Below are 11,306 nucleotides of genomic sequence, written 5' to 3'. Positions count from 1 at the left end.
ACGAACACGGCCTACCAGGCAATCGTGAACGCCTTCAACCAGCACCCCCATCAGGTGTTCCGAGCCCGCGAGCTGCACGAACTCCTCGGCATGCCCACAGACGAGGCGTCCGTAAACATCACCCGCAGCCGCCTCGGACGACTCACTCGCCAAGGCTTCCTCACCCAACCCGAACGAGGCCGCTACCAGAAACGGACTTAACGCCCTCTGAAACGACGAACCCGCGCGTCTCCGGCGGTTTGAGTGGCCGGAGCGCGCGCGTTCGTGGCATGTCGCGGGGCCGGAATCAGTGCACGATGGGGCGGTCAGGCCTTGCGCCGTTCGGATTCACGTTCGCCCGGGCTCTCGCATCCCGCGGACGGGCGGTCAGGGGCGGGAGATCACTCCGCCCCGGTGCGGGCCCTGAGAGGTCCGTACCGGGGCGGAGTGTGCGCGTCGGGCTACTCGGGTGACAGCGCTCATGGTGGCCGTCACCTCCCCGGCGCTCATCCCGAACCGCAACGGCCCCACCTCCGTGAACGGCTCCAGCACCCATTGCACGCGTTCCCCGTCCGGCCGGACACGCCACCACTCCTCAAACATGATCAACACTCTGCCTGACAACACCGCCATGCCGAACCAGTGGCACAACAGCGAGCGGGCACGGCACGCCAAGGACGACGAGCACCGTCTCGCCCGACAGTCACAATGACGGCGCGGCAGGCACAGCGCTACAACCCCGAGGCGGCCGGGGCGAGGGCGCGGCCTACGAGGCCGTGCCCTCGCGCTCTCGGCTACGGCTTCGTCTTGCCGGCGATGAACTCGTCCCAGGTGGCGACGGTGTCCGCCGGGGGCGCCGTGATGGCCGGGACGGCACCGAAGTCGGAGTACTCCTCGAAGACCTGGTCCTGGCCCTTGCTGCCGGTGGTGACCTCCTGCGACTTCAGGATGAGGTCGTCCTTGCCGACCCACATGTCGAGGACCGCCGAGGTCTCGCCCCGCCGCTTGGCCAACTGGACGTAGTAGTCGCGTACATCGTCCTTGATGGCGGGCCCGGTGTAGTGGGCCAGCTCGTCGAAGACCACCGTGCCGCGGTAGTGATCGGCCGGTCGGCCACCCACCTGCTCCTCACCGACCCACGAGGTGGACCCGGTCGCGGCGAGCGCGCCCGCGATCTCGTTGATGAACCCCGCCGCCCGCGAGTTGCCGGGGTCACCACCCCCGTTCTGGTCCATGCGGTACCAGCTCTTGCCCGGGACATGATCCGACTTCACATAGATCGCGTCGCCCATGGAGATCATGTGGTTGAAGCCGCTGGGGTTGTCCTCGGTCTTCTTCCCCCACGACTTGATGACCGAGGCGTACGGCTTCTGCTGGAAGAGCATCTCGGACCTGTCGGATCCGCCCTCTCCCGTCTGGACCGTCTTGTACGAGGCCTGTTCCGCGGTCTTCCTAGCCGCGACCACCAGCACGGTCCGAGCATCGGTCCGCTTCTTCGCCGTCTCGTCCTCGACCCGGCTCGCACCGCTGCTGTGGGACTCCCCGCCACAGCCTGCCAGAACCACCGTGAGCGCTGCCCCCGCGGCCGCCGCCACGATGCCCCTCCCCATCACCCGCACAGCTCTGATTCCTTCTCAGTTGTTTCGAAATTCACGGTGATCATAGTTGTTTACCCAGGTCGGACCACCAAATGAATTTGCTCGTCCGCCTCTCGAAGCACCGCCCGCCCGCATCGGGCGGGCTGCTCCACCCGTGAACGGTGGGCGACAGAACGGGGCCGGCCGGACGAGCCCGAGGGGCCAGCGCGGACACCGGACCGAGCGCAGCGGACGGCCTGGCGGCCGACCAGGACCGCGACCACCGCCTACCGGCAGCTCGGCGACAAACACGGTGAAGCCAGCGCCTGGAACAACCTCGGCGCCACTCTCAAGGGGCTGCGCCGCTTCGAGGAAGCCGAACAAGCCCACCGCACCGCGACCACCACCTACCGGCAGCTCGACGACAAACTCGCCGAAGCCAGGGCCTGGAACAACCTCGGTGCGGCGTTGCGTGGTCGTGGTGAGTTCGAGCCGGCGGTAGGTGGTGATCGCGGTGCGGTGGCCATGTTCGAAGTCCTGGGGGATGAGCATCGGCGGGGTGAGGCTTTGGAGGAGTTCGCCGCCACTCCGTCTGCGGCTGGATGGCCATCGGATGTCGTCCGAGCGGTGCGCCAGGACTCTGCTGAGGCGTACCGGCGGGCGGGCGCTGAGGAAGAAGCGGCGAGGGTGTTGGACATGGACGGCGAGTAGGGCGAGCTCATGCCTGTAAGGCGGCGTGTGTGCTTGCCGGCAGCGGTCTTGAGCCGTGCCGCCGACGCCAGGTCGACGGCGATGACGGTGAACTCGAAGCATTCGCGGCGCAGTTGGTTCGGCCGCAGGCCAGCGTAGAAATCAGCGGGGGTGCATCGCATCCGGCCTCGGCTCCACCCGGCCGGGCCGCCACCGGCCACCGAGCCTCGCGGGCCATCCCAGACGACACGAAACCTTCAGCGGAAAGCGACAGAAGCCTTCAGTCCCAACGACACACGTCTTCAGCGGCGTGACCGCACCACCCCGGCGAGCTGGCCGCTGAAGGGAATCTGACGTACCAGCACTGAAAACAGCCTGTCGCCTAACACCGGGCCTCGGTCGGCGGGTACGCGATCGGGACATGGCTCTCGGAGCTGCGGGCTGCGGCCCAGGTGCCGGCCGGCCAGCCGGGGGCGCTCGTGCCGGAGCGGCGCCGGGCGCTGGAGGAGATCGACCCGTGGTGGTGCCAGGCCTGGCCGATCGCCTGGCAGCGTGTGTACGCGACCGCGCGGCAGTGGTGGTTGGAGGCCGACGGCCGGGTCGACTGGGCCGCGCTGCCTGCGGGCACCGTCTTCGAGGGCGAGCAACTCGGACGGTGGGTGAAGGCGCAGCGGGCCGGGTGGGCCGATCTCGACCAGGAGCAGCGGGACCTGCTCGCGGCGATCGGCATCGAGGAGGACCAGGAGCTCGCCGCCGCGCGGGCTGCGGCCGCGGCGAAGCCGAAGGTGTCGCGGGCGGACCGGTTCGGCGCCGGCCTGGCGGCGCTGGCGGCCTTCGTCGAGCGGGTGGGCCACGTGAAGGTGCCGTGGGCGTACAAGACCGAGGAGGGGCTGTCTTTGGGGCCTGGCTGAACAACCAGAAGGCCCGGCGGGGCAAGCTGAGCGAGGAGCAGCGCGGGCAGTTGGAGGCCCTGGGGGTGGCCTGGTAGAGCCGCACCGGCCAGGCAGGTGTCCGTGGGCGGGGGTGGCGGCCTTCGTCTTCCTGCTGCTCGACTGCGTGGCCTTTGCGCTCGCGGCGGGCAGCCTGCGTGGCCTGCGGCGTGCGGTCCGCCTGTGGTTCGGGCCGGAAGCGTTCGTGATCACCGGCCCCCGCTGGGCCCGCCGAGCCAAGCGGGCTTGGATCGCCTTCTGGCTGGCGCTGGCCGTGGCGGCCGCCGGGACCGTGGTGGCGACGGTGGTGGCAGCCGCCAGCAGCTCCTGATCCGCCGGCAGCTCACCCCGCCCGCCCCTCGATCACCCTCGCCAGCCATAAACCCACCGCATCACCTGGGACCTGCTGCGGGACCACCGCGAGCTGGTCGACGCGGGCGTGAGGAACAGCTGCGGGTGAACCTGTCCATCGGTGACGCCCTGCCCCGGCTCGCACTCGCCGACGTTCGGCTCGGAGATGTCGACCTCAAGCAGGGGGAGTTGGTCCTGGTGCTGGTCGAGGGCGCGCTTCGACCCGGAGGCCTTCCCCGACCCCCACCGCTTCGACCTGGACCGCGCCAACGCCGCCGACCACTTGCCCCTCGGCGGCGGCTCCCACTACTGCCCCGCCACCTCACTCGGACGCGTCCACGCCCGGATCGCCCCGGAGGCGCTGCTGGACCGACTGCCGGATCTCGAACTCGCCTTGACCGTGAACAAGTTGGTCTGGCGAACGGGCTTCATGCAGCGGATTCCGGAGCGGCTTCCGGGGATGTGGCAGCCGAGGTCCTCGGGCCCCGCCCGCTGACCCTGTGACGCACCACCCGCATGCGGTCCGCGTCGGCCGCGGTGCGTGGAACAGCGAAAACAGGGCCTACTGGTAGCTCCAGGTCCGACCCGAGTTCCACCAGAGGCCCTGTCTTACGGCTTCTTACCCCCCCAGCTGCCAGCGGCGCGAGAGGTCGTTGTCGCAGGTGTACTGGACGAGGGTGACGTTGTTGTCCGCGGAGACCCCTCCGGCGACGGTCGCGCACTTGCCCGTCTTCACGTTGACGAACTGGTAGGAGCTGCCGTTGCTGTTGCTGAGGCGCCAGCGGCGCGAGGAGTCGTTGTCGCAGGTGTACTGGACGAGGGTGACGTTGTTGTCAGTGGAGACCCCTCCGGCGACGGTCGCGCACTTGCCCGTCTTCACGTTGACGAGCTGGAAGGTGTTGTTGCTCCAGTTGCTGAGATACCAGTGCCGCGAGGAGTCGTTGTCGCAGTTGTACTGGACGAGGGTGACGTTGTTGTCAGTGGAGACTCCTCCAGCGAGGGTCGCGCACTTGCCCGTTGCCATATTGACGACGTGGAAGCCTGTCTGTGCGCCCGCAGGGCCGGGGAGCAGCATCATGCCCCCGGCCACAAGCGCCGATGCCGTCAGGAGACGTGCCAGAGTGTTCTTGGTCATCAGAGTGCTCCTCGCGTGATTACGGGAGGGGTGGAGACGGTCTCACGTGCAGCCTGCACTGCCGGTGTCGACCACGAAGGGTTGCCGGCGCAAGGGAACGGGGCGTGCCGCTATCGGAGCGGATCCGCCAGCCGTGTTCGCCGCCCGGTGGCGGGGCGAAGTGGCTCCTCGCCAGGAGCCCTGCCGTTGTCGCCAGACCTGGACGACCAACGGCACGAGGCCGGCTGGTGGCTGCCCGCACTCCGGCGCGCCATACGGCCACCGTGTCCACTATCGATGGCCGCAATCCGGCCCGCAACCGGAACCATGACCGGGAGCCGGTCTGCTGACTCCGGCCGCGGGGCCGGTCCGTGAGACGACGACTCCGTGCCGGCACGACGGGTGCGCGGGCGGCGATCGCCCGGAAGCCCGGGGTGGTGGGTTCGCGGTGGAGTCGTGGTGACTTGACGCCGAGTTCGGTGAGCGGGCGGCTGACGAGCTGCTCGATCCGGTCGCGGATCGGTCGGGCCGCGGCCACGTCCTGGCCGTGGTCCTGGCTGCCGCGGCCGACCAAATCCGTTGCCGGGCGGTGCGACTTCCGGCAGGCTGGTCGCCATGACGATCTGTCGAAAGGCCTATGTCGCGTAGGTCGCCCGCCCGCGTGCGCGCGGGCCTGGGCCGCATGCCCCGTCCGTCTGACCGCAGTCCACGTCGCGTCGTGCCCGGGGTCTCTGCTGCGACGCAGCGCCTGATCGCCGAGTTCGAGCGCGCCAGAGCACACCCTGGTGCGGTTGCCCTGGCCGTCACCGCATGGTCGAGAACGGTGCATTCCCGGCGTGTCCACCCGCCCGGTCCACCGTTCGTCGACGACTGCCCGTGTTGCGCGGACGACTACGGGCGCGATCTCCTGGAGGCGGCCCTGCGGGCCCTGCCCACTCGCGCCGCCCGTGAACTGAGGGCTGTGGTCAAGCCGCTGGACGAGGTCTTCCTCGCCCGCGTCCGACCGGACCCCGCCCACAACGGCCGCGAGGAGTGGTGGACACATGGGCTCTGAAGGTCGTCCACCACCGAGCGCCGCCAACAGGTCACGCTGCTCCTGGCCGGCTTCCGCCCGGGCCGCCCGCCCCGTTGCCGCCGGGAGTGACCGTTGGGTGTGGGTGTGTCGTTCCGGGGTGTTTGATCCGGCCGCAGCCGTGCCCGCGCGGCGTCGGCGCTTGAGCGCGAGATCGGCCCCGCCCCACAGGCTGCCCGGGCGACGGCGCACCGGTCCCGGGTGGCCGGGGCTCCACGGGCGGGACACAATCGTCGGGGTGGCGCGACATCCGCCGCCCCGCCGGTGGGACGGGGTATCGACCGGGAGGCGACTGTGGCCGGTGTGACCAGCACCGATCTTCTCGTGGGCGCGTTCGACAGGATTCGTGAAGCGGTCGCCGACGCGGTCGACGGCCTGACCCCCGAGCAGTTGGCGTTCCGGGTGCGGGACTCGGCCAACTCGATCGCCTGGCTGGTCTGGCACCTGCTCGCCCCTCTGCGCGCCCGGCCGGCGACCTGGCGGAGCCGCCCGAGCAGGCTCCCGGGTGCGTAGCAGCGGGGTGCCGCGAACGTGTAGTGCGATAACGGCGTGGCGACTCCCCGTCGGAGGATGGAGAAGCCTTACGGTCGTGCCGACTCCGAGCTGGCCCAGGACGGGACGCCCGTCAACCCGACACCGCATACGCCCCGACGGCTCGGCAACAATGCTGGCGACTCCGCTCAGCGGCTCCTACTTGCCGGGCAGGAACTCCGCGATCCGCGCGAACCGCGACGGGCCGGCCACCAGCATCCCGCTCACCACGGCGCAACCGACTACCACCACGGAGTGCACGGCTACGGGAAGCCCTGTCGAGGGGAGCAGCACGGTGGCGGCCACCGCCGAGGCTGTTGCGGCCGCGATCGCGAGGGCGAGCCGTACGGTTTCCGCAGCCGAGGCGCGCCTGGTCGACACAGGGCTCGCGCCTTCGAGTTCGGTTTCCGGTAGCAGGGCGGGCCATCAGGCCGGCGCCTCGACTTTTGGGTCGAGGCGCCGGAGGGTGAGGAAGGCGTGGGCGGCAGTGACCAGGGTGACGTGATGGTGCCAGCCTCGCCAGGTGCGGCCCTCGAAGTGGTCCAGGCCCAGGCCGTGCTTCATCTCGCGGTAGTCGTGTTCGATGCGCCAGCGGATCTTGGCCAGGCGCACGAGTTGGCGGATCGCGGTGTCGGGCGGCAGGCTGGTGAGCCAGTACTCGGTGGGCGCGTCGGCGCCCAATGGCCATTCGACGAGCAGGGTCTCGGTCGGCAGGACGCCGTCCCAGGCAGCGCTTCCGCCCGCGTCTGCGGCGGCGAGCGTGCGGGGGATCTTCCCCGCGGGCCGCACTTGCAGGACGCGGAAGTGCGAGCGCATCGCTCCGCGGCTGCCCTGACGCCAGGTGACCTGCCGGAACATCCGGCGGCCGCCCGCGGTGGCGAGCTCGTGCAGGGCTACGGAGTCCGTGCGGTAGCGGGGCAGTGTTCTGCGTCCTGCGCCGCCGTAGGCGGGCGCCTCGGGCTGCGCGTCGTGGCGGTGTGCGGTCTCGTCCCCGCGCACCGCCACGATGTAGTCCAGATCCCGCGAGCGCAGGGCATGACGGAAGGCGGCGGACTGGCCGTAGAGCTCGTGGTCGGAGTCGTGGGCGCCGCCGAGCGGGCCCTAGCAGGGGTGCACTGGACCGGCCGTAGCTCGCGCCGCCGGAGGCGACGCAGGAGGCCACGCGCCGGATCCGCACCAACGCGAACCCCGCGCCCAGCAGCAGATTGCACGCGCGCGACCGGATGTCGGTTGCGCCGCCGGGCTCACTCTTGAGGTCGTAGTTGTCCAGCGGCACCCCCTCCGACGACAGCACATTCAGGGGGGCCAGCACGCCGCCGCGCTCCCCGCCGTCGGCGGCCTCGGCGGCCGACGCCCCGGCGAGCAGGAACAGGAACGTCATGCCCGCGGTCATCAGCACCATTCCGTAGCCCGCAGCAGCCGCCCAGCCGAGGTCCCCGAGCCCCACGGCGGCAGACCAGGCGTGCGGGTCGGCGGTCGCAGGGCCTACGGCCACCGCAAGCAGAAGACCCACATCGGCCACCTCGGTGACCGTGCCCCGGGCCAGCCCTCCGCCCGGTACCAGCGGGCGCAGCGGGTCCAGGACGGGGAGGGTGCCGCTGGGGGTCTGCCGGGCGCGGGTGGCCGGCGAGGTCGCGTCCATGAGGTCGGCCAGGCGCCGGGCAGGGTCGGCGGGGGCGGGTTCGGGGACGGCGGTGAGCGTCATCGGGACCGCTCGCCGTGGTGGGGTGCGGTGTCCGCGGCGGGGTCGATCAGCCGCAGGCTGTCGTCCACGATGACCCATCCGGCCTGCTGGTCCTCGCCCCAGCGGGCGTAGGCGATCCAGGGCGCGTGCGGGGTGGGTCGTCGGCGGATGGTGATCAGGGCCGAGCGCCAGGTGCCGGCGGCGCGGAGCCAGGCGAGCCGCCAGCAGCCCTCGCCCGGCTCCACGCCGGACGGGCCCGCCAGCTCGGGCAGCACCCGGACGGTATCGCGAAGGGCGGAGGCGGCACGCGCGGGTTCGGCCAGGGGACGGATGCGGGCGGCGTCGAAGAGGTTCCCTGTCAAGTTGTGCGTGTTGAGGTTCCGTGACCGAGACATGCGTGACGGTTCGTCAGGGTACGAAGGGGCGGTGGAGAGCGGTGGGGACCGGGCGCGTGGGGCGGCCGGTGCCGCTCACCGGCAGGGAGAGCAGGGCATGACACAGTCCGACGGCTACCACTTCTACATCGCGTACTCGGGCGGCGACTCGTTCGCGAACGGGCTGGCGGTCCTCGATCCCGGCACCGGACGGATCAGGGCGACCGCGGGGTCCGGTCCGTTGCGGGGGGTGCTGGCCCGGCACGACGGCACGGGCACTCGTCTGTACCTGCCGCTGGAGAGCGACGCGATCAGCCGCACCGGTCAATTCGCCATGGTGGACACCCGGACCCTGGAGGCCGAGACCTCCACCTACCGGGGGACGGCCGTTCTGAGCGCCGTGGACCCGGCCGCGACCCGGCTGTTCCTCCTGCAGCTGCGGGACGGGGTGATCGAGGTGGACACCACCACCGGCGCGAGCACCTTCCACGAGGCGCCGGGCAAGCCCTTCACCACCTGGATGACCCAGGCCTCCGACACGGGAAAGCGGCTGTACCTGGGCAACGTGAACAACGCCGGCAACAGGAAGCACACCCCCTACGTCATCGCCCTGGAAGGCGGCGTCCCGGTCACGCCACAGGCCGGCGAGCAGAGCGACGAAGCGGGCGCGGCCGTCGTCGTCGCCGCACCCAAGGAGAACTTCACCGTCCGGATCCTGCTCAGCCCCGACGGCGCCACCCTGTACGCCTGGGTCCCCGGGCACACGGATCCGCTGGTCGCCATCGACACCGCCACCATGGCCGTCACCGCCCGCGCCGAGGGCCCCGCCCCGGCCGCCACGGCCATCACCCCGGACGGCACCCGCCTCTACGCCCTGTACGCCGACGGGCGCGGCCTCGTGCTCGACCCGGCCACCCTCTCCGAGGCCGGCACCTTCCCCGGCCTTCCCGATGCGGCCCCCGTCCTCGCCGCCGCGCCGGACGGCACCCTGTGCATCGGCTACTCCAACCGCATCTGCACCGTCGTACCTCCCGATGCCGACACCTCCTCGGCCCCCGCCCGCCTGAACGGCGTCCCACTGGCGGTGGCCGCCGCCATCGCGACCGAAGTCGCCCCCCAGCCCGAACCCGAGTACGTCGGCGAATACAAGCGCGACGGGGCGCTCCGCAAGGAGCAGGACGGCAACCTGTTCACGGCCGGCGCCTTCTGCCCCCAGGGCACCCGCATCCCCGGATACGACAAGGTCTACGAGGGCCACTACATCCTCACCGACTCCGACAGGGACGAGAACGGCGGCGTATGGCGCAAAGTCCCGTACGGCGGTCAGAGCAAGTACTTCTACCGCATCCCCCAATGGGGCAACCTGCTCGTGGACGGCGACCAGGTCACCTGGAAGTAGCACCGCAACCCGCGGTCACGCCGGCGCGGAGACCACGAGCCTTCCACCGGCGCAACCGGCCCGATCGGCATCCGGCATCCGGGCGTGCGGCCACCGCATCCCTCGGCGTGCCGTCCTGGGGCCAGGGGCCGACGGGGGGTGATGCAGACAGGGTCCCTTGGGCCTGTGTCGTGGCAGGCCGCCCGTCATCCGGCAGATTTCCAGGCCGGGGTGCTGGCTCTGGTGGAGGCCGACGCCGATCGACGGCGGGCCTGCCTGACAGGGAAGAGATGGGTACGGTGGGAGTGTCCTGGTGGTCCTGGTGCTCTCGTCACAGGGAAAGGTGCGTGCCATGGATGTCGTTCTCGTCCCGGCGGGTGGTGGCGAGGTGCTTGCCGGCTCGACCGGGATGCGCATTCTGGAGGACGGCTCGCACACCGGGCACCGGGTGGGGGTCATGGTCGGCCGTCTGCCGCCGAACAGCGGCGGGCCGCCTCAGCACATCCACCGTCAGCACTCCGAGACGTTCTACGTCCTGTCCGGGACGATGCGCTTCACGTCCGCCGGCGAGCACGCTGACGTGGCTGCCGGAGGAATGGTGACCGCACCGATCGGTGTTCCCCACACCTTCTCGAACCCGGACCCCGCCGAGTGGGCAGCCTTCATCTGCACGGTGGCTCCGGACCTCTACATCGGCTACTTCCGCGACCTGTCCACCCTGATCGCGCAGCACGGCAGCCTGGACCAGGTGGAGGAGAACGCCATCCTTGAGGTGATGGCCCGCTATTCGACCGAGCCGTACCCGCCGCCGGGGTCATAAGCAACCACAGCCCCGGACTGGAACGGGTGCGCACTCCCACGCAAGCAAGCAGCACTCCCCCACGCCTGCGAAACGCCCTGACAGACTCACCATCAGCGCTGGGCACCGCAGTCCGGGAAACACAACTGCCACCAGGCCACCGCTGTAGCCGCCGGGCCCCGCTCAGCGCTCCCGCAGCTCCAGCACCGAGCCATCCTGGCTCCCAATCGAGCCCCGGCACGTCCAGCACGGGCGCAGCGAGGCGTTCGCCGTGCGGGCGGTTTCCAGTTGCTCTTCGGCCTCCCGTTCCAGGCGTTCCGTGCGTTCCTGGTGGCAGGGCCGGCAGCGGCCGCCGTGGCGGCGGGTCCAGGGCGTTGCACTGCGGCTGCGGAGTGCTCAGCTGTCGAGTTCGCGGGTGATCTTCGAGCGGGCGGGGGCCCAGATGTTCTCGGGCAGGAAGCCCTCCTCGCCGATGCGGTCCAGTTGCGTCGAGACGTAGTGCCCCGTGGCGTCGCAGTCCTCGTCGGCCTCGTCGAAGAACGTGATGCTGCCGGGGTCCAGGTGGAAGTTCCACTCCGGGTTGTGGTCCGCCGTCTCCGAGACGACCCGCCCCTGGACGTGCACCCTGGATGTCTCGCTTCCGGCGAGGATGTCCCGGGCCTGTCGGATCTTCGCCTCGTCGTCGAGCCGGAAGATGAACTCGTCCTCGTTCGGTGACGGGACGAGGCTGAAGAGGGCAGTCGCCATCGCATGCTCCTGTATGAGTACGAATCAAGGGCCTCTCGACGCTACGGCGCCCGGGCGATGGCACGCAATCGCTCGATCGGG

The 11,306-nt window shown here is 70.6% G+C and carries 12 protein-coding genes and 3 pseudogenes; 9 read left to right on the top strand and 6 right to left on the bottom strand.

Annotated elements, in window-relative coordinates:
- Positions 1-201 (top strand): annotated as a pseudogene (locus tag KS423_RS02810) (hypothetical protein); the annotation flags it as partial.
- Positions 202-773: 572 nt separating this feature from the next.
- On the opposite strand, the gene KS423_RS02805 reads toward KS423_RS02810, so the two are convergent.
- Positions 774-1,574 carry a hypothetical protein gene (locus tag KS423_RS02805; protein WP_224274440.1) on the bottom strand — a complete coding sequence of 267 codons (801 nt, stop codon included), beginning with the start codon at positions 1,572-1,574 and terminating at the stop codon, positions 774-776.
- Positions 1,575-1,673: 99 nt separating this feature from the next.
- Between KS423_RS02805 and KS423_RS48370 the strand changes: the two genes are divergently transcribed.
- From KS423_RS48370 to KS423_RS02785, 4 genes are all read left to right on the top strand, one after another.
- A complete protein-coding gene (locus tag KS423_RS48370; RefSeq protein ID WP_224274444.1) occupies positions 1,674-2,267 on the top strand; it encodes a tetratricopeptide repeat protein in 594 nt (197 codons plus the stop codon).
- A gap of 458 nt (positions 2,268-2,725) precedes the next feature.
- Positions 2,726-3,157 (top strand): helicase associated domain-containing protein, encoded by a 432-nt coding sequence (locus KS423_RS02795; RefSeq protein WP_224274438.1) that lies wholly within the window; start codon positions 2,726-2,728, stop codon positions 3,155-3,157.
- 112 nt (positions 3,158-3,269) lie between these two features.
- The gene (locus KS423_RS02790; protein WP_224274437.1) at positions 3,270-3,506 is read left to right on the top strand and encodes a hypothetical protein; all 237 of its coding nucleotides are present in this window, start codon (positions 3,270-3,272) and stop codon (positions 3,504-3,506) included.
- Between the two features lie 186 nt (positions 3,507-3,692).
- Positions 3,693-4,022 (top strand): cytochrome P450, encoded by a 330-nt coding sequence (locus KS423_RS02785; RefSeq protein WP_224274435.1) that lies wholly within the window; start codon positions 3,693-3,695, stop codon positions 4,020-4,022.
- A gap of 123 nt (positions 4,023-4,145) precedes the next feature.
- On the opposite strand, the gene KS423_RS02780 is transcribed toward KS423_RS02785, so the two are convergent.
- Positions 4,146-4,661 (bottom strand): RICIN domain-containing protein, encoded by a 516-nt coding sequence (locus KS423_RS02780; protein ID WP_224274428.1) that lies wholly within the window; start codon positions 4,659-4,661, stop codon positions 4,146-4,148.
- An 802-nt stretch (positions 4,662-5,463) separates the two neighbouring features.
- On the opposite strand from KS423_RS02780, the gene KS423_RS02775 reads away from it, so the two are divergent.
- Both KS423_RS02775 and KS423_RS02770 read left to right on the top strand, forming a co-directional pair.
- The gene (locus KS423_RS02775) at positions 5,464-5,694 is read left to right on the top strand and encodes a hypothetical protein (RefSeq protein WP_224274427.1); all 231 of its coding nucleotides are present in this window, start codon (positions 5,464-5,466) and stop codon (positions 5,692-5,694) included.
- Positions 5,695-6,015: 321 nt separating this feature from the next.
- Positions 6,016-6,159: pseudogene (locus tag KS423_RS02770) on the top strand (DUF664 domain-containing protein); the annotation flags it as partial.
- A 243-nt stretch (positions 6,160-6,402) separates the two neighbouring features.
- On the opposite strand, the gene KS423_RS02765 reads toward KS423_RS02770, so the two are convergent.
- The 3 genes and pseudogenes from KS423_RS02765 to KS423_RS02755 form a co-directional block, all read right to left on the bottom strand.
- On the bottom strand, positions 6,403-6,624 hold the full coding sequence (locus tag KS423_RS02765; RefSeq protein ID WP_224274425.1) for a hypothetical protein: 222 nt from the start codon (positions 6,622-6,624) through the stop codon (positions 6,403-6,405).
- A 45-nt stretch (positions 6,625-6,669) separates the two neighbouring features.
- Positions 6,670-7,305: pseudogene (locus KS423_RS02760) on the bottom strand (transposase); the annotation flags it as partial.
- Positions 7,306-7,944: 639 nt separating this feature from the next.
- Entirely contained in the window at positions 7,945-8,289 is a 345-nt protein-coding gene (locus tag KS423_RS02755; protein ID WP_224274423.1) for a hypothetical protein, read from the bottom strand.
- A gap of 130 nt (positions 8,290-8,419) precedes the next feature.
- Here KS423_RS02755 and KS423_RS02750 point away from each other — a divergent pair, with 130 nt between their 5' ends.
- Together KS423_RS02750 and KS423_RS02745 are read left to right on the top strand one after the other, a co-directional pair.
- Positions 8,420-9,700, top strand: a complete 1,281-nt coding sequence (locus tag KS423_RS02750; protein ID WP_224274422.1) for a YncE family protein — start codon at positions 8,420-8,422, stop codon at positions 9,698-9,700.
- A gap of 292 nt (positions 9,701-9,992) precedes the next feature.
- Complete coding sequence (locus tag KS423_RS02745; RefSeq protein ID WP_224274420.1) at positions 9,993-10,499, top strand: cupin domain-containing protein; 507 nt, start codon at positions 9,993-9,995, stop codon at positions 10,497-10,499.
- Positions 10,500-10,874: 375 nt separating this feature from the next.
- Here the strand turns inward: KS423_RS02745 and KS423_RS02740 are convergent, their stop codons facing one another.
- Positions 10,875-11,225 carry a calmodulin gene (locus KS423_RS02740; RefSeq protein WP_224274418.1) on the bottom strand — a complete coding sequence of 117 codons (351 nt, stop codon included), beginning with the start codon at positions 11,223-11,225 and terminating at the stop codon, positions 10,875-10,877.
- Positions 11,226-11,306 lie beyond the last annotated feature (81 nt).

Source organism: Streptomyces sp. LS1784, from assembly GCF_020103755.1.
GTDB lineage: Bacteria > Actinomycetota > Actinomycetes > Streptomycetales > Streptomycetaceae > Kitasatospora.
Note: the sequence above shows the minus strand (reverse complement) of the source record. Positions and strands in the feature narration are given on the sequence as shown.